This is a genomic window from Bacillus sp. ISL-47 (genome assembly GCF_018613175.1).
Classification (GTDB): Bacteria; Bacillota; Bacilli; order Bacillales; family Cytobacillaceae; genus Cytobacillus.
Genome location: NZ_JAGGQS010000001.1, coordinates 16,926 through 40,607, shown reverse-complemented (window position 1 = coordinate 40,607; position 23,682 = coordinate 16,926). Strand labels below are relative to the sequence as shown.

Annotated in this window: 25 protein-coding genes; 5 read left to right on the top strand and 20 right to left on the bottom strand. The window is 40.2% G+C overall.

What is annotated here, in order from left to right; translation table 11 throughout:
• Window positions 1-56 precede the first annotated feature (56 nt).
• Complete coding sequence (locus J7I93_RS00225) at window positions 57-1,154, bottom strand: aromatic ring-hydroxylating oxygenase subunit alpha (protein ID WP_214722425.1); 1,098 nt, start codon at window positions 1,152-1,154, stop codon at window positions 57-59.
• Between the two features lie 479 nt (window positions 1,155-1,633).
• On the opposite strand from J7I93_RS00225, the gene J7I93_RS00220 reads away from it, so the two are divergent.
• The gene (locus tag J7I93_RS00220; protein ID WP_214722424.1) at window positions 1,634-2,824 is read left to right on the top strand and encodes a CdaR family transcriptional regulator; all 1,191 of its coding nucleotides are present in this window, start codon (window positions 1,634-1,636) and stop codon (window positions 2,822-2,824) included.
• A gap of 69 nt (window positions 2,825-2,893) precedes the next feature.
• On the opposite strand, the gene J7I93_RS00215 is transcribed toward J7I93_RS00220, so the two are convergent.
• Window positions 2,894-4,060, bottom strand: a complete 1,167-nt coding sequence (locus J7I93_RS00215; RefSeq protein ID WP_214722423.1) for an NAD(P)/FAD-dependent oxidoreductase — start codon at window positions 4,058-4,060, stop codon at window positions 2,894-2,896.
• Window positions 4,061-4,252: 192 nt separating this feature from the next.
• Between J7I93_RS00215 and J7I93_RS00210 the strand changes: the two genes are divergently transcribed.
• Window positions 4,253-5,515: a CdaR family transcriptional regulator gene (locus J7I93_RS00210; protein ID WP_214722422.1), complete on the top strand. Its 1,263-nt coding sequence runs from the start codon at window positions 4,253-4,255 to the stop codon at window positions 5,513-5,515.
• 169 nt (window positions 5,516-5,684) lie between these two features.
• Here J7I93_RS00210 and J7I93_RS00205 read toward each other — a convergent pair whose 3' ends face one another.
• The 9 genes from J7I93_RS00205 to J7I93_RS00165 form a co-directional block, all read right to left on the bottom strand.
• Window positions 5,685-5,981 carry a hypothetical protein gene (locus J7I93_RS00205; RefSeq protein WP_214722421.1) on the bottom strand — a complete coding sequence of 99 codons (297 nt, stop codon included), beginning with the start codon at window positions 5,979-5,981 and terminating at the stop codon, window positions 5,685-5,687.
• A 363-nt stretch (window positions 5,982-6,344) separates the two neighbouring features.
• On the bottom strand, window positions 6,345-6,602 hold the full coding sequence (locus J7I93_RS00200; protein ID WP_214722420.1) for a hypothetical protein: 258 nt from the start codon (window positions 6,600-6,602) through the stop codon (window positions 6,345-6,347).
• Between the two features lie 72 nt (window positions 6,603-6,674).
• Window positions 6,675-6,950 carry a hypothetical protein gene (locus tag J7I93_RS00195; protein ID WP_214722419.1) on the bottom strand — a complete coding sequence of 92 codons (276 nt, stop codon included), beginning with the start codon at window positions 6,948-6,950 and terminating at the stop codon, window positions 6,675-6,677.
• Window positions 6,951-7,436: 486 nt separating this feature from the next.
• Complete coding sequence (locus J7I93_RS00190; RefSeq protein ID WP_214722418.1) at window positions 7,437-8,918, bottom strand: aldehyde dehydrogenase family protein; 1,482 nt, start codon at window positions 8,916-8,918, stop codon at window positions 7,437-7,439.
• A gap of 26 nt (window positions 8,919-8,944) precedes the next feature.
• Window positions 8,945-10,120 (bottom strand): LL-diaminopimelate aminotransferase, encoded by a 1,176-nt coding sequence (locus J7I93_RS00185; protein WP_214722417.1) that lies wholly within the window; start codon window positions 10,118-10,120, stop codon window positions 8,945-8,947.
• 580 nt (window positions 10,121-10,700) lie between these two features.
• Entirely contained in the window at window positions 10,701-11,225 is a 525-nt protein-coding gene (locus J7I93_RS00180) for an NAD(P)H-dependent oxidoreductase (protein ID WP_214722416.1), read from the bottom strand.
• Window positions 11,226-11,275: 50 nt separating this feature from the next.
• Window positions 11,276-11,923, bottom strand: coding sequence for an SDR family oxidoreductase (locus tag J7I93_RS00175; RefSeq protein WP_214722415.1), 648 nt, complete (start codon window positions 11,921-11,923; stop codon window positions 11,276-11,278).
• Between the two features lie 50 nt (window positions 11,924-11,973).
• Entirely contained in the window at window positions 11,974-12,408 is a 435-nt protein-coding gene (locus J7I93_RS00170) for a MarR family winged helix-turn-helix transcriptional regulator (RefSeq protein WP_214722414.1), read from the bottom strand.
• Window positions 12,409-12,563: 155 nt separating this feature from the next.
• Window positions 12,564-12,893 (bottom strand): winged helix-turn-helix transcriptional regulator, encoded by a 330-nt coding sequence (locus tag J7I93_RS00165; protein ID WP_214722413.1) that lies wholly within the window; start codon window positions 12,891-12,893, stop codon window positions 12,564-12,566.
• Window positions 12,894-13,058: 165 nt separating this feature from the next.
• On the opposite strand from J7I93_RS00165, the gene J7I93_RS00160 reads away from it, so the two are divergent.
• From J7I93_RS00160 to J7I93_RS00150, 3 genes are all read left to right on the top strand, one after another.
• Entirely contained in the window at window positions 13,059-13,556 is a 498-nt protein-coding gene (locus J7I93_RS00160; protein ID WP_214722412.1) for a lactoylglutathione lyase family protein, read from the top strand.
• Between the two features lie 15 nt (window positions 13,557-13,571).
• Window positions 13,572-14,552, top strand: coding sequence for a zinc-binding dehydrogenase (locus J7I93_RS00155; RefSeq protein WP_214722411.1), 981 nt, complete (start codon window positions 13,572-13,574; stop codon window positions 14,550-14,552).
• A gap of 464 nt (window positions 14,553-15,016) precedes the next feature.
• Window positions 15,017-15,175: a hypothetical protein gene (locus tag J7I93_RS00150; protein ID WP_214722410.1), complete on the top strand. Its 159-nt coding sequence runs from the start codon at window positions 15,017-15,019 to the stop codon at window positions 15,173-15,175.
• Window positions 15,176-15,504: 329 nt separating this feature from the next.
• On the opposite strand, the gene J7I93_RS00145 is transcribed toward J7I93_RS00150, so the two are convergent.
• From J7I93_RS00145 to J7I93_RS00105, 9 genes are all read right to left on the bottom strand, one after another.
• Window positions 15,505-17,145 carry a thiamine pyrophosphate-dependent enzyme gene (locus tag J7I93_RS00145; protein WP_214987755.1) on the bottom strand — a complete coding sequence of 547 codons (1,641 nt, stop codon included), beginning with the start codon at window positions 17,143-17,145 and terminating at the stop codon, window positions 15,505-15,507.
• A 252-nt stretch (window positions 17,146-17,397) separates the two neighbouring features.
• Window positions 17,398-18,165, bottom strand: coding sequence for an IclR family transcriptional regulator (locus J7I93_RS00140; RefSeq protein WP_214722409.1), 768 nt, complete (start codon window positions 18,163-18,165; stop codon window positions 17,398-17,400).
• A 482-nt stretch (window positions 18,166-18,647) separates the two neighbouring features.
• Complete coding sequence (locus J7I93_RS00135; protein ID WP_214722408.1) at window positions 18,648-18,983, bottom strand: DUF1904 family protein; 336 nt, start codon at window positions 18,981-18,983, stop codon at window positions 18,648-18,650.
• 137 nt (window positions 18,984-19,120) lie between these two features.
• Window positions 19,121-20,194, bottom strand: a complete 1,074-nt coding sequence (locus tag J7I93_RS00130; RefSeq protein WP_214722407.1) for an NAD(P)/FAD-dependent oxidoreductase — start codon at window positions 20,192-20,194, stop codon at window positions 19,121-19,123.
• Window positions 20,195-20,533: a (2Fe-2S)-binding protein gene (locus J7I93_RS00125; RefSeq protein ID WP_353050243.1), complete on the bottom strand. Its 339-nt coding sequence runs from the start codon at window positions 20,531-20,533 to the stop codon at window positions 20,195-20,197. It lies immediately after the preceding gene.
• Window positions 20,534-20,557: 24 nt separating this feature from the next.
• Window positions 20,558-21,637 carry an NAD(P)/FAD-dependent oxidoreductase gene (locus J7I93_RS00120; RefSeq protein WP_214722406.1) on the bottom strand — a complete coding sequence of 360 codons (1,080 nt, stop codon included), beginning with the start codon at window positions 21,635-21,637 and terminating at the stop codon, window positions 20,558-20,560.
• Complete coding sequence (locus J7I93_RS00115) at window positions 21,627-21,950, bottom strand: (2Fe-2S)-binding protein (protein WP_214722405.1); 324 nt, start codon at window positions 21,948-21,950, stop codon at window positions 21,627-21,629. Before J7I93_RS00115 ends, J7I93_RS00120 begins: the two co-directional genes overlap by 11 nt.
• A gap of 16 nt (window positions 21,951-21,966) precedes the next feature.
• Entirely contained in the window at window positions 21,967-22,767 is an 801-nt protein-coding gene (locus tag J7I93_RS00110) for an ABC transporter permease (protein WP_214722404.1), read from the bottom strand.
• Complete coding sequence (locus tag J7I93_RS00105) at window positions 22,764-23,681, bottom strand: ABC transporter permease (protein ID WP_214722403.1); 918 nt, start codon at window positions 23,679-23,681, stop codon at window positions 22,764-22,766. Before J7I93_RS00105 ends, J7I93_RS00110 begins: the two co-directional genes overlap by 4 nt.
• Window position 23,682 lies beyond the last annotated feature (1 nt).

Here is a 23,682-nt window from a genome sequence, read left to right as displayed (position 1 = left end):
TCCATTTAAAAATGAATACAACCCGTAAGCGCTTACAATTTAATGTGTAAAGGTTTTTAATCAATGGCTGTGACTGTGTCCTGAGGTAATCGTATTACCTTTTCAAGGTCCCTTTGAATAAGTAAATGGAAATGATGAACGAGATTTTCTGTCAGTGAAAATCTTCCTTGTGAATAAGCGCCAGTCTCTATACCCTTTTGAACCATTTCACAAATATCGAGATCTTCTTTTCTAACAAGCTCATCCATTGCCATAAGCTCTTGTTCTTCTTCCGTAATCTCATCGGTCAGGAAAAACGTGGTATAGACATACTTTGTGGTCTTGTGGTCAATGGGTATGGATTGGTGAATAGAAAGATTGGCTGGCCCTGGATCGAATGAAAACCATGTATTTGGATAAAGCCAATAATACCTTCCGCCTTGTCCCAGCATGAAGTCCAGCTTTTTTCCCTTTAAGGGTGTCCCTTGATAGGAGTAATAATCGTACATGGACATCTCATATTGTTTCATGTCAAGCTTGGAAACTAGTGTCTTATGTACAATGGAACAATGGTCACACTCAAGATAATTATCGATCCCTATCTTCCAATTTGATTGGCAAATGGTTTCTTTTACGCGTACCCTTTTTAGGCTTCCTAAGTCATATTTTGCAACATGCTGGAAAAGATCAGGATACTGCACCTTCATAGAAATTGCATCCGGATTCAGGTTTACAAATATGAAGGAATGAATCATTTCAAGTTTAATAGTTTTTAAGCAAAAATCCTGATGGTCAAAATGATCGCAGCCTTTCATATTCGGCGCTTTAAGCAAAGACCCATCTGTCCGGTAGGTCCATGCATGATAAGGGCATGTAAAAACCGGCTTATTGCCCTCTCCCTCTGCAAGCTTTGATGCCCGATGAGAACAAACATTATAAAACGCCCGAATATCTCCGTCCTGACCGCGGCTGATGATGATTGGACGGTCAGCCACTTCTGTTGTAAAATAGTCGCCTGGATTGCTAATCTGGCTCAAGTGCCCGACATATTGCCATGTCTTGCAAAAAATCTCTCTTTTCTCCGCTTCAAGAACCTTTGGATCTGTATAAAGCCATGCTGGCAATGTATGTGCTTCACTTAACGTATTGCTGACTCGCACTTCCTTCAAAGACATTCCCTCCCTATTTAAAAATCCATATACATAAACACTATAATGAGTGTTGATAAAGTAATTTTAAATTAAAAATATTCTGAATAATATGTTTAAATTAAACAAAATTAAGGATTCTTCAAAATTAATTTTTAGTTTTTTTATCTAAAGAACTGCGGATTTAAAAAAGCCTTCAGTTCTTTTTACTCTATATTCTAATGATAGATTGGGTATTCATTTAATTGCAAAAAGGATATTTTTCTTATTTTCCCTTTGGAATAATAAAGAATTACAGAAAGCCCTCTTCCTCTTCACCCTAAGAATCACATCTTCATGATGTTAGTAGACAATCAAAAAAAAAGGTGTAAACTTATGATTACACATTATAATTTTTTGAATTTTTAAAATTATCATTAGAGGAACTGGAACCTCATTTGGTATCCTAAAAATAATTTACATATTCGTTAATGGGTCTTGAACACAAGAAGAAAGGAAAATCAAAAATGAAAATCCTTGAAAATATCGCCCAAGACATTGTTGAAAAAACCAGTGAGATTTTACAATACCCGATTAGCATTACGGATAATGAAGGGTATATCATCGGCTCTACCGATCAAAGCAGAATCGGTATTTTCCATCGCCCTTCCCTTGAGGTTATTCAAAAAAACTCGACGGTCTATTGCAAGAAGGAAATGGATAAAAAAGTCCTCCCTGGGGTGTCCGCTCCCTTAAAGTTTAATAACAAAGTCATCGGTGTTCTGGGAATTGTCGGAAATCCCACAGAGGTAGAAAAATACGTGCAGCTTGTTAAAAATCAGGTCGAGATGATGTGCCAGGATGCCTTTCGAAAAGAAATGGCGGAACTTAAAGAGAAAATGGCAGAAATGCTGGTCCATCAGCTTATACACTATAAGGAATCAACACAGGAAGAAAAAGAGCATATATTTCAATACTCAAAATGGCTGGAGTTCGATATGCAGACAGATCGGGTGTGTATCATCATAGATATCGCCAATCCCGCATCGGGAGAACGGAACCTTTTCGATGACCTTTCTTTTCAGTATTTTCAAAGAGAGGTTTTAAGTTTCCTAAAGTTAATCTTCCAGGATAATGGTAATGATATTGTTTCTTTTCTTGATTTTAAACGGTTCATTATTTTTAAATCCATGCCCTTTCCTCAGTCTTTCCCTGCTTTACTGGAAAAATTGGATGGGAAACTGGCAAAAATCAATTCATTCCTGGAGGCTAAATACAGTGTTTCAGCAAAAATGGGTGTGGGAGATGTGCAAAATGGCCCAAGCGGATATTGTGATTCCTACCAAAACGCCATGAAAGCCATGAGCATAGGGCTGGGATTTCAGGACCAATCCAATATCCATTTATATAATGAGCGGGAAGCGATGTTAAGTCTTTTGCCGAGGGAACTTGCTCAAGACTATAAGAAGAAACTATTAAAAATGGTATCGCCCTTAATAGAGCAGGACAATTATGAGGTTTTAGCTTCTACCTTTCTCGGCTTTTGCAAGTACAATATGAATTTAAGCGAAGCATCAAGGAATATGTTTATCCACCGAAATACGATCATTTACAGGCTTGAAAAAATAAGTGAAATTACTTCCTTGAACACAAGCAGTTTCGAACATTGCATGCTCCTGTTTACAGCCATCCAATGCTATGAGGAAATAAGATCATAGAGGGTAAACCCTCTGTTACTTCAAGAGCCACCTTCGTTAAGAGCCCATCCCCTTACGAAGGTGTTTTTTTCAGTAAATAGCATCTTCAATAATAAGGTCCCTCTCAGCAAAACGCTCCACTCTTAATGGACTTAAATCCAGCGTTTCGTATTTGCCGGTCCGAATCAGTTCAGATAGACATTTGCCCACAGCGGGGGCTTGCTGCATTCCATGGCCGCTGAAGCCAAAAGCTACATAATAGCCCTTCATGGTTGGATATTCTCCCAGGATCGCATTATGATCTTTTGTGTTGAAATCATACAAACCTGACCAGCCTCTTTCGATTTTCGCATGTTCGAAGTTTTTAATCCGATTGGCAAGCACTGGCCAAATATGTTCTTCAAAAGCTGATCTTCGCCATTTAAAATTAATTCCAGGCTCAATTTCTTCTGCATATCCTGATATGAATTTTTCACCTTCATGGCGGAAATAGACCCCTGTCGGATCCATTGTTAATGGAAGATAATTTTCTAAAGGTTTCTTTATATCAAATTGAAAGATTTGTCTTGGGAGTGGTACAACAGGAAGCGGCAAACCTGCTTTTCCCCCCAATATAGAGGCCCAGGCACCAGCACAATTCACCACAACAGGAGCATGATATTCCCGTCCATTCAAAAGCCTGATTCCCTTTACTTGATCCTGCTCTGTCATAAGGCTTTCCACTTCATCATATATATACTCCGCTCCAAGTTTTTTAGCATTCTTCACATACCCCAGCATAACAGAGTAAGGATCTAAGTATCCGCTTTCACTGCAGAATAACCCTCCTGCAAGATCGCCAATATTCAACTCGGGTATGATGCTTAACAGTTTCTCGCCTTCTAAAAGCTGAGAATTAATCCCGTTTTCATTCTGAAGCATTAAATGTTTTTCAAAGCGGGGCATCATTTCTTCAGTAGCTAAAAACAGGTACCCTCTTTGCTTAAAGTCGATCTCAACGGCTTCACCATCGATTTCCATATCCTGGGAAAAATTTTTATATATTTGCAGGCTGTATTTACTTAGCTGCATATTGACGACGGTTGTATATAGCTGCCTGAATCCCCCGGCACTTCTTGGAGTAGAAGCAAATTCGTACAGCCCGTCTTTTTCAAAAACAATAATCTTGCCTGTAAACCCATCTTTTAATAAATGATAAGCAATACTCGAACCAATGACTCCGCCGCCAATAATGATAATATCTGCCTGGATTGACATTTGCTTCCCTTCCTTCCTATGTTGGTTTCTATATTCATAATGTTACTCATTTGAATGCCGGGATGCTATGTGCATTTTACACAGAAAAAGAATATTTTGAAAATTTTTAATTGTTTATTTTAACAAGGGATTTTACACTTCAGGGAGAAACTATTAATAATCAATAAAATATCGGGTAAAGGGGTTATCATTTTGGGCTTTTTAAAAGATATTTCTCAATTAATTGTTGAGAATACCTCAAAAATTATCGAATACCCAATCAGTATCAGTGACAATAAAGGCTTTATTATTGGTTCAAGTGATATCAGCCGATTAGGGAGTTTTCATCCGGCCTCCCTCGAAGTAGTAAAACGGAAGAAAACCATTTCCTATGAGTTAGATGAGGTAAAAAGTCTACATAATGTTTTGCCTGGAGTTGCTTCTCCTATCATTATTAACCACGAACCAATTGGAGTCCTTGGGATTGTCGGAAAGCCTGCGGAAGTTCAAAAATATGCGCAGCTCGTGAAAAGCCATGTAGAATTAATGTGCCACGAATACCTGAAGAAGGAAATGAGTGCGCTTGAATCAAAGACGCTTGACAACCTGTTTCGTTACCTACTAAACTCCCAGAAACCCGAGGATTTGGAATACTGTGTAAGATATGCAAAAATGCTCGGATACCATCTTGATTCTTCTCATAGCAGGATCTGCTTTTTAATAGAAATAAATTTTGAAATAGAATCCAGTCATTCATTGGAAATGGAGGTCCAAATGCCAGATAAATATTCATGGCACTTCCTGCAAAATAACATTTCCGAAATACTGCAATACTATTTAATTGATAATCCGGAAGATATCCTATCCCCCTTAACACTAGATCAATTTATCTTAATTAAAGCAATCGATAAGGAAGAAGCGCATGAGCTCTTCATGAAAAGGATGGACCACAAGATTCATAGGCTGTTACAATATTTAAAGACGGAAAATAGCTGCTCCGCAAGTATTTCGATTGGAAGTGCCAATAATGGAATACACGGAATAAAGGATTCCTATCAAGCTGCCTTAAAAGCATTAACAGCCGGAAAAAAAATCAGCAAATCTCCAAGGGTATTCCATTATAATGATTGGAATATCATTTTTGAGCTTGCAGGAAATGGATTAAATCAGTATGTAAAAGACACGCTAAAGGAAAAACTGCATGATTTTATCAATCATGTGAATTACCCGACACTTGCGCAAACTTTTATGGCTTATTGCAGCTGCAACATGAACATGAGCGAAACGGCACGGATCTTGTTTCTCCACCGAAACTCCCTGGTATACCGTATGGAAAAAATCAATGAACTCACGAAATTGGATATTTCACGATTTGACCACTGCATGCTTTTATACTTTGCAATAAAAAGTTCAGGGAATAGCGAAACTCAGGAGTCTTTGAAAATGGACAAAACGGAGGAAAGCTTCTTGCCATAATAGTTCAGCAGCGTTTTTAAAAAACGATAAATGCCAAAAAATATAAAAAGGGAAGGCTAAGCCCCTCCCTTTCAAATTGTAAAGATGGTATCACAATAGAAGAGGCATTCTGCTAATCCCTTGTCCTGTTTAAACTTATTGATAGATATGTCTGGTGGCTTTATTCACCCTAAGATGACTGATCACCTAGAACACCGTCAGTTTTAGCGGTTCCATCTTCTCCTACATTTGCTGCGTTTGGATTTTCTCCAGCCGCTGCAGCGCCATCTTTACCAACTATAGCGACACTTGCAAATTCCCCTGCTGCCACTCCGCACTTTCCAATTGCTACCTCGCGTGCTGTGTCATTTACGATATTATTACAGCTGCAAGCTGCATTTTTCACCTTTTTCTTTTCCTTCTCCTCACAAATTACCGACGCATTCCAATCTTTATTATGATTGGTGCCGTAAAAATTACTAAGCATTTACCTTCACCATCCTTCCTTCCTAATAACTATTAATTCGGACAAGATTTGACACAGCTATTTACATTCATAAGGAAAACGGTATGAGAATATGTGCTAAATCCATGAGCATATGATTGATTTCTTTAGCTAATGAAGAGGACAAATTTCAAAAGGTGATATGGAGCCTCCCCTGTTATTGTGAGGGGCGGCTGCCTTTACGAGGCATAATGGTTGAGTTCATGTTATCTGGGTGAATTAGAGAGGATATTATAAAAAAGGTAGGTATAGCCCGTCCTTTTCAGATTGCTATAGATGCGATTGTCTCAATGGATTCATAAATCTGCTAAGATCATTTGTCCTTTTTTAAACTTTGAATAAATATTAATCATTTGACTGAGAAGCTTTATTGCCTCTTGAAGTTGACTGCGCACATAGGGCGCCATCAGTTTTAGCGGTTCCATCTTCTCCTACATTTGCTGCATTTGGATTTTCTCCGGCTGCTGCTGCACCATTCTTGCCAACTATAGCTACATTTGCAAATTCGCCTGCAGCCACTCCGCACTTTCCAATTGCCACCTCGCGTGTTGTGTCGTTTACGATATTGACACAGCCGCATGAATTCTTTTTCTCATTACACATAAAATACCCATCCCTTTCTTTCATATTATTGAAAAACATTTTGGTTAAATCCTAAAATTACCTGGACAGTAATCAAGTGGTTTGAGCTGTACCATCATCCCCGACACTTGCTGCTTCTGGATTTTCACCAGCTGCAGATGAGCCATTTGCACCTACAATGCCAATATTGGTATTTTCACCAGCACCAACTCCTTGTTCCCCAATAGCCACTTCACGTTGTGTATCATTAATTACATTTATTTGTGGTTTAAAATCAATATTTATTACTAAGCCTTTAAGTGCTTCTTCAACTTCTTTTCGAACGAGTTGGTTAATATTAGTATCACTGCCGTAAAAATTACTCAACATATGGTTTTCATCCTCCTTTCCTACCTAATATAATTTATTTATTGGGACAAGATTTGACTTGGCATTTGACCTAGAGAAGATGAAATTTTTTATGAAAAGTGCACATGTTGTGCTAAAACCTATCAGCATAAGGCCAGCTTTATATATATGCGTTCCACCCAGGAAGCTTCTTAAGGCCACTGAGACCAAACCGTTCGTATTTACCGATCCATTCAGATAATTTCTTATGAAGCAATTGCCCTTACAGAAAGTTTCTTTATTTTATATACCAATACAATTCTGTATTTTTCATTTTTCAGTGTATCTTTGCCAAGCATAAAGAAACTCCCCTCCAAGCAGGCAGATTTTTGTTCTCAATCTGTCTGCATAAAGGGGAGCATATCATTCTTATAACGAGTGTTGCATTTTTTTTAGACTATGATTCAAGCTACTAAGTTTTCATCCTGGTGCTTTTTAACCCTTTTGGATAAAAGCATGTAAACTTTATTAATAATTATCAATTTGCGCTCTCTGCAATTTTCCGCTGTAATCTACATAAATGGACTTCCATTCTGTATATACATCCAATGACGCTACCCCAGAATCTCGATGGCCATTGCCGGTTCCTTTTGTTCCCCCAAATGGCAGGTGGATTTCTGCTCCAGTTGTTCCTGCATTCACATAGACAATTCCAGTATCCAAATCCCTCATGGCTTCGAAGGCCTGATTGACATCTTTTGTATAGATGGCACTGGAAAGCCCAAATTCTACTTTGTTATTAATTTCAATGGCTTCTTCCATAGTTTGAATGGGAATGATCGAAACAACTGGCCCAAAGATTTCTTCCATCGCAATTCTCATATCCGGTTTTACATCTGTAAAAATGGTAGGCATGTAGAAATTCCCGTTCTCTAATCCTTCTCCAGCAGCGATTTTACCGCCTGCAAGCAGTTTTGCTCCTTCTTCCTGGCCAATTTTTACATACTCATCAATTCTCTCAAGGGAGGAACGGTTGATGACTGGTCCTACTTTTACCGTTTCATCCAAACCATTGCCAAGCTTTAATTCTCCTATCCGATCTAGAAGCTTTCCTTCCAATTCTTCCTTTACATCCACATGGACAAGGACACGGCTTGTTGCCGTACATCTTTGCCCGCTCGTTCCAAAAGCCCCCCAAAGAATCCCTTCTACTGCAAGATCAACATCCGCATCCTCCAATACGGTGATGGCATTTTTACCGCCCATTTCAAGCGAGGTTCTCTTTAGAAGAGCACCTGCTTTCCCGTTGATATCCTTCCCTACTTCATTGGAACCTGTAAATGAGATTATATCGATGCCCGGATGCTCGACCATCGCATTTCCGACAACGCTTCCCGAACCGTGGACAAGATTAATAAGTCCTTTAGGAAGCCCAGCCTCTTCATAAATCTTTACAAACTCAGCAGCAAGGATTGGCGTTTCTGTTGCAGGCTTCCACACGATCGCATTCCCGGTTACCAGAGCAGGAAGCGACTTCCAGGATGCAATGGCAATCGGAAAGTTCCAAGGGGTGATCAATCCTGCAACCCCAACCGGAACCCGGACGCTCATGGCAAATTTATTGCGGAGCTCAGACGGGACAGTATCCCCAAACATTCTGCGGCCTTCCCCCGCCATGTAATAGGCCATATCGATGGCTTCCTGCACTTCTCCCCGGCCTTCGTCAATGACTTTTCCCATTTCACTTGTTAGGATCTGTGCCAGCTCTTCTTTTCTTTGCTTTAATAGAAAAGCAACCTCATAGAGGATTTCGGCCCGTTCTGGAGCAGGCACTAACCGCCAGGACTTCTGCGCAGCTTTTGCTGCTTCAACTGCTCTGTCAACCTCCTCTTTAGAGGATTGGGTTACTTCAGCAAGGACTTCGCCAGTTGCCGGATTTAGAACAGAAACATATTTTCCAGTTGAGGATTCGCACCATTCACCGTTAATAAAATTTAAAACCTTTTTCATTTAATAGCCCTCCATTAACAATTTATTTAACCTATAACAATTTTTAGTTTTTCTTTTATTCTATTTACAGCTTCATATAATCTCTCATTAGGAACTGAGAGAGACACACGGAAATATCCTTCTCCCGATGGCCCGAAAGCATTTCCTGGAGTAAGAATCACACCAGTCTGCTCCATGACACTTGTTACAAAGGCTGTGGAAGTGTATCCGCCTGGCACAGGTGCCCATATGAAAAAGCTCCCTTTGGGCGGCTCGACTTCAACCCCAATTTTTCTAAGGCCTTCCAGCATGGCAGCCATGCGCTGCTTATAGATTTCGTTGTGTCTGGCAATGCAGCTTTGGTCACTGTTTAAGGCAAACGCTGCAGCTTTCTGGGTGGGAGTAAATTGACCCGTGTCAGTATTGCTTTTATAAACGGAAAGCGCTTTAATAATACTCTTGTTGCCAACCACATATCCAATTCTGAAACCTGTCATGTTATAGGTTTTTGAAAGAGAACCGAACTCTACAGCGATTTCCTTCGCGCCGTCCACTTCCAGGATACTGGGGGCCTTGTAGGAATCAAAGGTAACCATATTATAGGCTGAGTCATGGGCAATCGGAATTTGGTGCTGTTGGGCAAATGCTACAGCTTCTTGGAAAAATTCAATACCAACTGTAGCTGAAGTAGGGTTTCCTGGGTAGTTCAAAAACATAAGCTTTGACTGCCTCAGGATGTCTTCAGGAATAGCATGGAAATCAGGCTTGAAATCAGTTTCTTTTGTCATTGGCATATTATGATAGCGCCCATTCGCCAAAAGCGCGGCCATCCGGTAAACCGGATAGCTTGGATCTGGGACGAGCACATACTCACCGGGATCAATGAGGGTTGGAACGATATGAGCAATCCCCTCTTTAGAACCAATTAAGGCCAGCACTTCCGTTTCAGGATCGAGCTTGACTTGATACTGCCTCCAGTAAAATTCTGCCACAGCCTGTCTAAATTCCATACAGCCTACAAAACTGGGATACTTTAAATTTCCAGGTTTTTGAGCTTCCTCAACAAACTTTTCAATAATATGACCAGGGGTCGGCAAATCAGGATCACCAATGCCCAAATCAATAATATCTACCCCTGCTTCCTTAAGTTTTTCCTTTTTTTTATTAATCTCTGCAAATAAATAGGGAGGAATTTGACCAATTCTATCCGATTGAAAATGCACGAAGTCACCGCCTAACCTTATTAATTTTTATATATTCTTAAAATTATTATTCCATATTTATAATTTACTGGTTTTGTAGGTGAATCACTATGGTTGAATTGAACAAAAATAAATCGCTTTTTCTAATACATTCCGTATGATTTTTACAAAATAGGATTTTATAATGTTAAGTTGGTGTTTTAAAACATATAAAAAGACCATCACATTTCGATGGCCTTCTTATAATAGATAGGTAAGGGTTTGGGTTATCGCCCGTACATGGGACTTTCACCGCATACGGCGTTTCACTAATCCACTTCATTCAATTCTATGTACACAGTTTCATTTCCTTGCGTGATCACATTCTTCTGGAATGTCTTCGCTTTTTGATTGTATTTTTTCTTTGACTAGCCTCTTACTCCTTAAGGTTGACATTTTTCATTTTTTCACCTATATATAAATGTTCTGATCCTGCTTATCATGTGATATCTGCATAAGCAGGAAGCCATTTTACCTCCTCTATAAGTTCAACCATTAATTTAATTTGTTTAATTAAAAATATTGGTGCTGATGAAAAAAGAATGACAAGAACTCTTTTCTCCTAATAGTTATTTTTCAGATGAAGTACCAGCTCTTCAGCACTTTCAAGGACTTGTTCGTTCGTTAAGAAGCGTACTCCCTGCTTCGTAAAAATGGGCAAGAAACGCATACCGGTCAAGTTAGCTGTTGCGTGGAATGGTTTGGTTAATTCGCTCATGCTAAATTGATTGTATCCACCAGCTTGATAGGCTTCTGCAGGTCCGCCTGTTGAAATGGCTAACATAAATTCTTTGCCGCGCAATTTTGTTCCTTCCGATCCATATGCCCAACCGTAAGTAAGAACAACATCCTGCCACTCCTTTAATAAAGAAGGACTGCTGTACCAGTAGAATGGGAATTGAAAAACAATCCGGTCGTGATCGAGCAGTAATTGTTGTTCATAAGCTACATCAATATTCCCATCAGGATATTTGGCATATAGATCATGAACAGTAATATCGGTTTCTTGGATCAACCGCTCCTTCCATGTTTTGTTGATGACTGAAGTTGCTAAATTGGGATGTGCAACAATAACTATAGTTTTCATGATTTCTTCTCCTTTATATTTGTATATACAAATGATAGGGTAAAAATAATTTATTTTTCTTCAAAAGTAACTTCTACATCTTTTCGGTTTTCATACATGTGATAAAAGGTTTCAGCAATATTTTCTGATGAGAAGTAAGTTCCCTCATTAACAAAGCCTTTGATAGTTAAAGTCCCAACATAAATCCCTTTTGGGCTAAGTTCTTGATTCAAGCTATATGCTAGATTGCGAATACCTGCTTTTCCAATCGCTAATGAAGCATAGTCAGCATATGGATAAAGGGCAAACCCGCCGCCTGTTAACAAAATGGTTCCATTTTGCATATAGGGAATCACTTCTTTTACGCTTGTAAGAGCTCCAGCTACACTGACTTTAAAATCTTCCACTAATTGATCAACGCTTAAGGTGGTTGGTTTGCCTGGTCTTCCTGCAGCAGCATTAAATAAAAGCACATCAATTTTTCCGTAAGTATTAATTACTTTATCAATGGCTGTTTTTAAAGATTCTACTGAAGAGACATCCCCTGGAAATCCTTTTGCTGGTATCCCATCATTTTTAAGTTCATTTTCATATTTCTCTAATGAATCCTTACTGCGGGAAATCAGGGCAACTTTAAATCCTTCTTTTCCGAATTTTTTTGCTGTATTTAAGCTAATCCCTGGTCCAGCACCTACAATTAGCAATATCTTTTCTGACATAGCAACTTCCTCCTAAGTTATTTGTATATGCAAATGAATGGGTAAAAAAATTACATGTCTCTTTCTAACTTATTGCTCGCTTCGTGAAGCATTTTACTTAAATCTTTACTGAACTCCGGTCCTAAGACTGCGGAATAACTGGTAAACAGTTCTTTTAATGAAACCCGAAACTGCTGGTACACTTTTTCTCCATCAACAGTTAAAGAGATTAGTGTCTGTTTTCCATCCATTTTTCTAGTAACCAGTTTTAATTTCTCAAGTTTATCAATAAACCTTGTACTTGTGGAAGGTGCAATAGATAACTTGTGACACAGTTCCTTCTGTGTGATTTCCGGATGGAACTTCACAATCATAATCATATAAAGATATGAAGGTGCAAGGTCACCAAAATCAAATGTGTTTTCAGCTAATTTTGTAATGTTACGGGCAAACCGGCTTGCTGTAAAGTAAAGACAATGAATTAATACCTGTTCCTCTTCATTCATGTAATCATTCCTTTTATTCATTTGCATGTACAAATTAACATGATTAATCCTGATAGTCAATTTTTATTAATGTTATTTCTTATAAAAAGACTTAGTGTAAACGAACTGCTTTTTAAGAAAGTCCCCATTAGAATATTTAAAGGCAACCTTCTAAATCAACTGCAATCCGGCTGATTCCCCATTCTTCTGTCTCCCCATGCACACATCAAGTTTAAAATTTCTCGTAAACTCTCTCCTTCTTCACTAAGTGAATATTCCACTTTAGGTGGAACTTCACCGTAGACTTTCCGATTAATGATTCCGTCTTTCTCTAATTCCCGCAGCTGCTGAGAAAGCATTTTTTTGGTAATGGCAGGCATGGCTCGCTGAAGTTCACTGAAGCGTTTTTCTCCTTCTTTTAACAAGCACAGTATGACAACTTTCCATTTTCCACCGATCACTTCAAGAGTTGCTTCAACAGGCACATTGTATTTTGTCGTTTTCAACGTTCATCCTCCATTTTAAAGGAATTTAATATGGTCATAATAGTTAAGTATACATAAATTGCGGTTACTGCAAGGGTACCTGGTTACATGAAAGTGCCGTCTTTTATTTACAACCTGTCATTATTATACTGAAAAAGACCATTTAATAAAAAGGAGAAGATCAAAATGACTAAAACATATCCTCGTTCATTTTCACATATTGGATTATCTGTACCGAATGTAAAGAAGGCTGTCGAGTTTTATACAGAAGTATTAGGATGGTATGTAATCATGGAACCATCTGAAATTATAGAAGACGAAAGCCCTATTGGACAAATGTGCACTGATGTATTTGGAAAGGGATGGGGAAAATTTAAAATCGCTCACTTAGCTACATCTGATAAAGTTGGTGTGGAAATATTTGAATTTCCAGCAAACGAGACTCCAGAAAATAACTTTGAATTTTGGAAAACGGGAATTTTTCATTTTTGTGTACAGGATCCTGATATTGAAGGGCTTGTTGAAAAAATTGTGGCTCACGGAGGTAAGAAGCGCATGCCAATTCGTGAATATTATCCAAATGAAAAGCCTTATAAAATGGTGTATTGCGAAGACCCATTCGGTAATTTAATCGAAATTTATACACATAGTTATGAGTTAACTTATTCACAAGGTGCTTATTAAAAAGGAGAGTCCATCATGAAGGCATTATTGCTGGAAGGGAAAGCAAAAGTATTTGAAATGAAAGTAGGCAATCTAGAAAAACCGACTCCTGCTGAAGGTGAAGTCTTGGTCAAAATTAAATCCACTGCCTTAAACCCTGTAGACTATAAAACAGGAAACGGAGGAAATCCAAATTGGACCTACCCTCATGTTCTGGGGCTGGATTCAGCTGGGGTAGTTGAAGAATTAGGCGCAAATGTCACGAATATCAGGGTTGGGGACAGAGTTGTTTACCACAGTGATTTAACAAAAAGAGGCGGATTTGCTGAATATGGTGTGACAACAGCTCATACAGTATCCCTGATTCCTGAAGGAGTTTCTTTTGAAGATGCTGCTGCACTTCCATGTGCTGGCTATACTGCATACCAAGCCCTATTTCATAAAATGAATGCTTCCAAAGGGCAAACGATTTTAGTTCATGCCGGAGCTGGCGGAGTTGGCGGTTTTGCTATTCAGTTAGCGAAAAATGCCGGGCTAACAGTTTTAACAACGGCTTCTTATAATAACCACAAATATGTTAAAAGCTTAGGAGCCGATTATGCAATCGACTACCGCGAAGAAGACTTTGCAGAAAAAGCTTTGGAAGTCACTAATGGGCTGGGTGTAGATTTGGTCCTGGATACAGTAGGACGCGAGAATGCTGACAAGTCATTGAAGGCTCTTGCTTTTAATGGACAAATTGCGTTTATTGCAGGACCTCCTAATGTGAATGATGCGATTTCATTTGCACATCCCCTATCCTTTCACCAAATAGCTCTTGGAAGCGTACATCAGTCCGGTAATGTAAATGAACAGCGAAAACTCTCAGAAATGGGAAATCATATGCTTTCACTTCTTCAAGAGGGCAAACTACATGCTCTTGTAGAGAAAGTTGTTGCATTAGAAGAAGTGCCAGCAGCATTAGCTGAACTGGCGACCCGCCGAGTTAAAGGAAAAATTGTAGCAAAATTAAGCTGATTAAAAAGGGACAAACCCCCGATCGAATCACTGATTAAGTCATTCGGAAAGTCAGAGGCTCTTTATGTGACTGGTGCCTTCATGACAATGGTGGATATGACCTTGTAGAAGAAACACTTGATGTAATGAAACATATACTATTTGGATTAAAAAATTCCTAGCTGCCTAAATAATTAAACCTTGCCTCTGCACGTAAAAGAGACAAGGTTTAAATTTTTTTGTTGAGACTAATTAAATACTATATTTAAAAATCATTCTTAAGATAATGTTAATGAAACTGTTTTTCTTTTTTGGGTCAATTTCTCTTTAATGATATTCAGTTTTTTGGGTCTGATGCTGTTTCTTAATAAAACTTTTCCATAAACCTCTCCCTTTAGGTGAAATCCGCTCGAACCCTCCGGATATTCCGAGTGTTTTTTTGTAAATAATATGATTGGTAAAACAATAAATTGAGGAGGATTTGTATGCAACAGGATCAACAAGCTAAAGAGAATTTCGGTTCTATTATGAAACCACAATTTTCCGGAACTGATGCACAAAAAGTAAAACAAGAAATTCAAAAAGATGTAAGCGAAGGACAAGGTGCAATGATTTCCAGAGAGGCAGGAGCAATGAAAGATTGAAAAACCACTCAGAGTGTTTCAAAGCCAATAATGTTTCAATGCTCTTCAATTAACAACCGTCAGTTGAACAAGAAAATCATAGTAACCTTTAACAGAGTAAATCGAAGAAATATATATCAGTTTAGAGAAATACCTCAAACAATTTTTGATTCCAACTCTTAAAGACTGGTTCACAAAAGTTTTTTGGAAATGAAGGAAAATTAATCACTTTAGCTTTTTTTCTCCCCTTAGCATTAGTAAATAGTAAATAATGAAAGTGGATAACTATTGGGAATTACGCTTTTCATAAAAAAGCGGCTGTCCCATTTGATGGGGCAGCCGCAAAAGTTCTATATTTTCATTCCTATTGAAACCTGTTTTGGATTCATTTTCATTTCTATAATGGTTGGCCGTTCATTTTCTCTAAGAGCTTCCTTAAAAGCTGAACGGAAAGCTGCGGCTGAATCTGCAGTAACGCCACTGGCCCCCATGGCTTCAGCCAGCTTCGTATAGTTGACATCTGAAAGTTCGGTTCCGATCACACGATCAGGATAAACTCTTTCCTGATGCATCCGAATGGTTCCATAAGAGGAGTTATTAAATAAAAGGACAATGACAGGTATTTTATTTCGCACTGCCGTTTCGATCTCCTGCAGGGTCATCATAAACCCTCCATCTCCCGCAAAAACAACCACCGGCCGCTCAGGATCTGCAATCTTTGCTCCAACTCCTGCAGGAAGTCCGTATCCCATTGCACCTGATGTAGGAGCAGCATAAGATTTTTCACCCGTAAAGGTATGAAAATTTTGCAGCCATGTGGCAAAGTTTCCTGCATCATTCGTGATAATCGCTTCTTTTGGACAAAGTTCATTAAACATCTGGATGACCTCTTTATACCCGATTGACCAAGGCGCTTCCTCAATCTCATCCATTCGCGATGATTGAATAAATACCTCTCTTCGATCTTTGCTCCATGCCGACCAGCAGGAAGAGCCCCACTTCTCCACTTCCTTATTCAGTGAGTCCAAGGCTGTTTTAGCATCAGCAACAAGCCCGAGTGTTGGAGGGTAAACTTTACCCAGGACATTTGCTTCAATATCAATGTGTACTAATGTTTGTTCGGGTTTTATTAAGGAATAATCCTGTGTGGTTACTTCAGAAAGCCTGGTTCCAACAGCCAGTATCACATCTGCTTTGCGAACTGTATCAATCTGGGACAGTGGTGTACCTAAGCCTAATTGGCCGCAATACATTGGATGGTCATTCGGCAGTACATCATGCCTCCTGAATGAAGCGACAACCGGAATGTTTGTTTTTTCACTAAAAGACTGCAATGCTTCTTCCCCATCAGATAATTTTACCCCTCCTCCGGCAATGATGACCGGACGTTCTGCCTTTTTTAAATGAGATAAAATCTCTTTGGTTTGTTCTTTTGAAAGTGCTGGTTTCGGAATCAGAGTGCCAGCTGCGAATTTCATGTCAGCCACCTTAGGCAAAACGTCCTCTGGCAATGAAACAACTACAGGTCCGGGGCGTCCTGTCTGTGCTATCCGAAATGCCCTCTGAACAAGCTCAGGTGTCCGTTCCGGATCTCGAATTTCCACTCCCCATTTGGTTACCTGCTCGAGAAAACGATCTAGCTCCATTTCCTGAAATCCTTCGCGCCCTCGAAATTTAGTATGAACCTGCCCAAGAAAAACCACCATGGGAGTAGAATCCTGGAAAGCTGTATGAATTCCTATGGAAAGATTGGCTGCACCAACTCCGCGGGTTGCCATCACAACTGCAGGCTTATTCGATGTTTTTCCATAACCCTCAGCCATGAATGAGGCTCCACCTTCATGACGATTTGAGATTAACTCGATATCTTTTTCGTCATAGATTGCATCCATTAATGGCAGGTAGCTTTCCCCGGGTACACAAAATACATGCTTGACATTTTCTCGCTTCATACATTCAACAATAGCCTGGGCACTCGTCATTTTAACCATTAATAACTCCACCTTTCAATTGGTAACCTATTAAGATATCAGTGAGCCTCCTCGGCTTCGCCTGTGGGGTCTCACACTTCCCTCTCTTCCCGCAGGAGTCAAGTGCCCTCCGCTACAATCAACTCAGTTATATAAACTAAGTTTGCCGGTAAAAGCAACAAACTTTGAAAACAGCAATTTCTATTATCTTTTCACATACCGGAATAACATTTCAGTATATGAAAATATTTAATTAAACAATGACTGTCCTATTCACAAATATCCCCTAAAACCTAAGTCCTCGGAAATAGCCTGAGCGGCTTTTTGTGTTTTTTGAAGAATTTCACCTCTTCTTCCATCTGAGAACCTCATGCTTGGACCCGTTACGCCAAGAGCTCCGACTACCTCTCCGGAGAAATCCCGAATAGGAAAGGAAAAGCCCACTGTATCAGGATCCTGCTCACCTAAACTCACTGCATAACCTTGCCGTCTTATCGTGTCAAGTTCCTGGTATAGCTTCTTTTCATTAGTGATCGTATGTGGTGTGAATTCTTCAAACTTCATACGGCTGATAATTTCTTGTTGCCTCGTTTTTGGGAGGTAAGCCAGTAAAAGCTTGGGTCCTGAACCAACGAATAAAGGAAATCTTTTGCCAACTCTCGTATAAAGTCTTATGGCCTGGCTGCTTTCTACCTTTTCAATGTAAATGGCCTCTTCTCCCTCGCATACTGAAAGGTGGACGACTTCATTGATTTCTTTGCTCAAAGCTTTCATATGCTCATAAGCAGCCTGACGAAGTTCTAAGTCCTCACTAACAAGATTCCCCAGTTCGAGAAGCTTGAGGCCCAGACGGTAGCGTATATCATGTTCTGAGTACTTTATTTTGCGGATAAATCCCCCCTCTTCAAGTGAAGCAAGCAGACGAAAAGCAGTAGCCTTTGGCATTCCAGTCATTTCATAAATTTCTTGAAGGGAGATCTCCCGCTTTTCTTCGGAAAAAAGAGAAAGTAATTTTAATGCTTTTGTTACACTCTGGTTCATAGTATTCATCCTTCTTTCCAGGCTGTAAGAGGTAAAGATTTTACATTTCGCATATTGAAATGACATTTTATTTTATATTCTTTAAGTAAAGCATAGTCGCAAATTTCGAAAAAATCAATATTATTAACAGAATTTTTACAAAATTATAAACTCTTTATTGAAATACTATTTTTAATAGACTCAAAAGGCTCATTTCACATAGGTTGTTGTTTTTGTTTATGAATTCTGCCCGTTGATTTCCGCTGCGAGCACTTGCTTTCCTCGGGGAGGGTTGCGAGCCTCCTCGGCTTCGCCTGTGGGGTCTCGCACTTCCCTCTCTTCCCGTAGGAGTCAAGTGCTCTCCGCTCCAATCAACTCAGTTAGTTAAAAATAAGTTTGCCTTCAAAAGCAACAAACTTTACGAAAACAGAACTTATAAAAAAAAGAACCTTATTAATTCTTCAGCCAGAATAACAAGGTCTCTTATATACTTATTTAGGTCTTTATTCTTCCGCAAAGCTCTTCCCATTTAAATAATAGTCAGCCTCCAAAAATGCAGTAAATGCTACTTCTACTTCTGGAACACCAAGTGACTGGACATGTTTCGTAACAGCCTTCGCAAATTGGTTTTGCACACCTTTACCTCTATCGAACCACTTTACTTCTATAAATGGATAAGCTGGCACTTCATTTTGGTTAAACACGAAAGTGGACTGTACGACTTCCAAAGTAAAGTTTTCTTCTTCACATGCACATACTTCTGCTAACTCTTTTACTAGAGGGACACTAATTTCCTTTGTCTGCTCAACTGTAATTCCCCTAATGAATAAATGCGGCATTTTATTTTCCTCCAAGTTGTGACAATTTAGCTTTGTTAAAGGAAAGCTTTTATATCAATTCTTTCTGCTTTCAGCGAGTTTCCTTCCCTTAACTGATCATCTAAAGTTATAATATTATAACTTAATAATCTTCCATCCTAACCAAACCTGCTCAGCGAATACCGGTCTATTGGGATAGATGTTTCCCCATCCATGATCAATTCAGTCATCAGTGTCCCTATTAAAGGGGAAAGTGTTACACCGCTATGGGTGGCTGCCACATATAGGTTTTCAAAGCCAGGCACTTTCCCGAGGATCGGAAAGCCGTCTTCAGGCATGACGCGAATACCGGAGAAGGCACGAACAATTTTGGCCTTTCCTAGTGCAGGAACATAGCGAACGGCCATATTGGCAGTTTCCTGGATAACATCAAGCGTTGTCGCTCGGTTAAACCCTGCCTGCTCCATGGAGTAGCCCATTAGCACCTCACCATTGTTCGCCTGCCTTAGCCCGCTGATTGTAAAATTCAAGAATGGCTTTAATGGTTCGGAAACAAGAATTTGCCCTCTTAACTGATTAACCGGAATCTCAATCCCAAGCATTTCTCCTAATTCCCGTGACCAGGTTCCGCCAGCCAGGATGAGATTTTTGCATACATATGTTTCTTGATCAGAAACAACTATATATTTACCATCCTGCTTCTGAATCTCAGTTACTTTATTGTATGTTGAATAATGCACACCATTTTTTTTGGCAGCCCTCATATACATATCAATCAGCCGGAAGGGATTTACATTCCCATCGATGGAGCTGTATGTGGCTCCAGCGACTTCAGGGTTCATGAAGGGTTCTTTTTCTAGAACCTCTTCCCTTGATAGCACTTTAATTTTTATGCCGATTTTACGGTAGGATTCAGCAAGCTGCTTTGCTTTTTCCCGATCGCTTTCATTGAAAAATGGCGAAAGTCCTCCAGTGCGCTTGTATTCAACATCACCTATTTTTTTAGACAAATATGGATAAAGTTCAGCGCTGTACATATTGAATTCCGCATACCAGGATGGAGTTTTATTATGAACCCACACCCAGGCCTGGGTCGAGCCGGAGGTGCCTGACATGGGGTATTTTTTATCGAGCACAAGCACGCCCTCTCTGTATCGTTCGGAAAGATGAAAGGCAATCCCGTTGCCTACTACGCCTCCTCCAATCACAATCGTTTCATAGCTTGTTTCCACTTATCTCACCTTCCCGTCCTCTATTTCCACCTCATCCAACACCGATTTGACGGTGGAGAAGGCTGTGCTGTTCGTTGCCAGTGTTTCAAGCTTAATCGGCGATAGCGGCATCCGCATCCTTGGCAAAGGAATCTCAGAAAGGGGCAAGGATGTTTGTTCATGAATGATGTTTGCTACAAGTCCCGTACAGATCTTTGCCTGGCAGGGACCCATTCCGCACCGAGTCAGCCTTTTAACGTCATCAAAGGTTCTGCCTCCATGCCCGATGACTTCTTCTACCTCTTCATAGCTGATTTCTTCACATCGACATATGATCGTTGTTTTATCCAATTTGTTCACCTTCTAGTCTCTTTTTCTATTAAACTAAGAGATAAATTGATCCTTCAGCACCGGAGCTGCAAAGTTTTTAATGTGTTTCGTTCTTCCTTCCCACACAACTTTATGCTCTAAAAGCTGGAGCTCTTTCCACAGTGCATCTCGGATTTCCTCTGCCTCTCCACTTCTGAGTGCCTGCAGTTCTTCACATACACTGATTCCGGCTATCATGCCTGTGAGAAGCAATGCACCCTGTTCGCTGATGCCCGCCGCATTTCCGGCTAAAAATATATTTTCTTTGTCCGTTTTAAACTCACGATTATATTGCGGGACCCATCCGCCAAGCTCTTCCTCGTAGCCAAAGGAACAGCCCAGCTGGTAAAACGAATCAAGTATCGGCGATCTTCCACCATCGATGCATACAACATCCGCAGTTACCGTTAAGATATCTCTGGTCACTTCAATATCGATTTCCTCCACCTGTCCATTTCCTCTTGCCTCTTTTATAAAGCTATTTAAATAAAATGGAATACCTCTTCCTATTAACGCATCTATTTTTTCTTTTTCTCTTGCAGCCGCTGCAGGGTTTTTTTCAATAATTCCTTTAACCTCCACGCCAACCTCCAAAAGCTGACTTGCAACATCCAGGGCAAAATCGCTTGAACCCACAATCACTGCTTCCTTCCCTGGCATCACAAAATCCCGGTTAACCAGTGTCTGGGCGGCACCAATCGTTATAATGCCCGGAAGCGTCCATTTTGGAAAAGCCACTGCCTTTTCAGCGGCACCAGTGGCCACGATGATCTTTTTCGCTTTAACAGGAAACACATTTTCTTCATCAGAAAGTCCCACACTTCCATCAGCATACAGCCCGATCACGCGATGATTTAAAAGCGTACCTGCTCTAAAATCATGAATTTGCTCTGTTAAGATCTTAGCCAATTCAAACCCCCGCATCGGCTGATAGACGGAAGGCAGCGGCCGGAGCAGCTGTGTTTGCTGGCATAGCTGGCCGCCAAGAGAGGAGGATTCATCGACAACCGTGACATCCAATCCTCTTGATGCTATTTCAATCGCAGCAGCAAGGCCAGCCGGTCCGCCCCCTATGATGAGAACGTCAGTCTCCATACTGTTCCCTCCTTATCTCGGGGTCTTCCAGATTCGGATATACGGTCATTCCTTCTTTAACCTTTGTCATGCAAGTGCGTACATGATCTTCACCGTTAACAGTCATATAGCAGCTGCAGCATCGTCCGCGCGAGCAGAAAAGACCTCTTGATTGGACCAGCTTTCGGCTTAATCCAAATTTCTTTACTCCATTAGCCATTAAAGCAGCTGCAACCGTCTGCTGCTTATAAGCTTTATAGGGCTGGCCTTTGAAGTAAAAGGTTACAGGCTCTTGAAGCTGCTTCCCAAGAATGGGATGAGTCTCTATATGCATAAAAGCCACCTCTTCGTTAATTTTTGGAGGAAAACACTTTCCCTACCCCAAGTATTCTTTCAATTACAAGCATGAGCACTACTGTAAAAAGAATCATAATACTCGATACAGATGTAATGATCGGATCATACTGATATTGCATGTAAGTATAGATGCGCACCGGCAGGGTGACAACATCGGTGCTGACAATAAATAAAGCAACTGTTAAATCATCGAAGGAGGTAATAAAAGCGAAAATGGCACCCGCTATGACACCTGATTTAATGATCGGCAGGGTAATTTGAAAGAAAACCTTTATAGGTCCTGCTCCAAGGTTCAAGGCTGCCTGTTCAATCGAACGGTCAAACCCTACTAAACTGGCAACAACGAGACGCATCACAAAGGGGACGGTTAGAATAATATGCCCCAGAATTAACGCCAGCGGGCTCGCAGCCAATCCAATCCACGAGTAAAACTGCAAAAGGGCAATCCCAAACACAACTGATGGTATCAATAGAGGTGATCCCACTAATTGAACGATCGCTGTTTTCCCTTTAAACTGGCGCCGGACAACCGCAATTGATGCCAGTGTGCCGATAGCTGTGGAGATGGCCGCTGTTCCGAATGCCACAATGATACTTAGCGTAAAAGACTGCATGAATTCCGGATGTTCGATCAGTTCTGTATACCATCTGAGGGTCACTCCCTTTGGCGGGAAAACAATATATTCTGTTGTTGTTAAAGAAGACAGCAATACAACTACGATGGGTGCCAGCAAGAAGACATACACTAAAAAGCAAACAAAGTTAAAGAAAAATTTCGGCAAGTTCTTTTTCATTGTATCGCCACTCCTTTTTCCGACCTGGCAAGTATTTTGCTGTAGGCGATAATCGTAATCGTCGCAATCAGGATTAATAGGAACCCAATGGCGCCACCATAAGGCCAGTTCAGCATCACAGCTACCTGTTCATAAGTTAAGTAGGACATGACCTTTACCTGCGGGCCTCCTAAAATGGCCGGTGTCACAAACGAACTAACGCTTAGACTGAATACCATAACAGATCCGGCAAAAACGCCTGGCAAGGTTAGCGGAAGCAGGATGGAAAAGAAGGTTCTGAAGGAGCTGGCCCCGAGATTTTGCGAGGCTCTGATGACGGAAGGATCTATTTTTTCAAGCGATCCCATGATGCTTAGCACCATGTATGGAAAAAGAACATGCACCATGCCAATAACGACACTCAATTCAGTGTACAAAAGGGTTAACGGCTGATCAATCCAGCCTAGCTTTAAAAGAGTATTGTTGACCACCCCATTATTGTTAAGCAGAATGACCCATCCATAGCAGCGGATTACCATGCTAATCAAGAGAGGCGACAGCACAAGCAAGGTTAAGTAATTCCTTGCTCTCCCCTTTGACCTTGAAATCTGAAAAGCTACCGGATAGGAAATAATGATGGTAATCAATGTGGTTAAAAGTGCGATTTTAACAGTCCGCCAGACAACTCCCAGATAAAATGGATCTGACATGAACTTTATGTAATTCTGAAGCGTCCACTCATCCCCTATCCCAGTGCTGGCATCAAAGGTTTTAAAGCTTGTGATAAACAGGAAAAACAAAGGAAGCAAGAAGAAAAAGATAAAAATGGCGAGAGTTGGAAGCAGCAGCAGCCAAGTATCAATCCGTTTCCTATTTAAATTCTTTTTCTTCTGCTGAAGCAATAAATCATGTTCCGTTCCGATTCCGGCTTGCATT

Coding starts and splice junctions, on each gene's coding strand:
- J7I93_RS00225 (WP_214722425.1), bottom strand. CDS start 1,154: ATGTCTTTGAAGGAAGTGCGAGTCAGCAATACGTTAAGTGAAGCACAT.
- J7I93_RS00220 (WP_214722424.1), top strand. CDS start 1,634: ATGAAAATCCTTGAAAATATCGCCCAAGACATTGTTGAAAAAACCAGT.
- J7I93_RS00215 (WP_214722423.1), bottom strand. CDS start 4,060: ATGTCAATCCAGGCAGATATTATCATTATTGGCGGCGGAGTCATTGGT.
- J7I93_RS00205 (WP_214722421.1), bottom strand. CDS start 5,981: ATGCTTAGTAATTTTTACGGCACCAATCATAATAAAGATTGGAATGCG.
- J7I93_RS00200 (WP_214722420.1), bottom strand. CDS start 6,602: ATGTGTAATGAGAAAAAGAATTCATGCGGCTGTGTCAATATCGTAAAC.
- J7I93_RS00195 (WP_214722419.1), bottom strand. CDS start 6,950: ATGTTGAGTAATTTTTACGGCAGTGATACTAATATTAACCAACTCGTT.
- J7I93_RS00190 (WP_214722418.1), bottom strand. CDS start 8,918: ATGAAAAAGGTTTTAAATTTTATTAACGGTGAATGGTGCGAATCCTCA.
- J7I93_RS00180 (WP_214722416.1), bottom strand. CDS start 11,225: ATGAAAACTATAGTTATTGTTGCACATCCCAATTTAGCAACTTCAGTC.
- J7I93_RS00175 (WP_214722415.1), bottom strand. CDS start 11,923: ATGTCAGAAAAGATATTGCTAATTGTAGGTGCTGGACCAGGGATTAGC.
- J7I93_RS00170 (WP_214722414.1), bottom strand. CDS start 12,408: ATGAATGAAGAGGAACAGGTATTAATTCATTGTCTTTACTTTACAGCA.
- J7I93_RS00160 (WP_214722412.1), top strand. CDS start 13,059: ATGACTAAAACATATCCTCGTTCATTTTCACATATTGGATTATCTGTA.
- J7I93_RS00155 (WP_214722411.1), top strand. CDS start 13,572: ATGAAGGCATTATTGCTGGAAGGGAAAGCAAAAGTATTTGAAATGAAA.
- J7I93_RS00150 (WP_214722410.1), top strand. CDS start 15,017: ATGCAACAGGATCAACAAGCTAAAGAGAATTTCGGTTCTATTATGAAA.
- J7I93_RS00145 (WP_214987755.1), bottom strand. CDS start 17,145: ATGGTTAAAATGACGAGTGCCCAGGCTATTGTTGAATGTATGAAGCGA.
- J7I93_RS00140 (WP_214722409.1), bottom strand. CDS start 18,165: ATGAACCAGAGTGTAACAAAAGCATTAAAATTACTTTCTCTTTTTTCC.
- J7I93_RS00135 (WP_214722408.1), bottom strand. CDS start 18,983: ATGCCGCATTTATTCATTAGGGGAATTACAGTTGAGCAGACAAAGGAA.
- J7I93_RS00120 (WP_214722406.1), bottom strand. CDS start 21,637: ATGGAGACTGACGTTCTCATCATAGGGGGCGGACCGGCTGGCCTTGCT.
- J7I93_RS00115 (WP_214722405.1), bottom strand. CDS start 21,950: ATGCATATAGAGACTCATCCCATTCTTGGGAAGCAGCTTCAAGAGCCT.
- J7I93_RS00110 (WP_214722404.1), bottom strand. CDS start 22,767: ATGAAAAAGAACTTGCCGAAATTTTTCTTTAACTTTGTTTGCTTTTTA.
- J7I93_RS00105 (WP_214722403.1), bottom strand. CDS start 23,681: ATGCAAGCCGGAATCGGAACGGAACATGATTTATTGCTTCAGCAGAAG.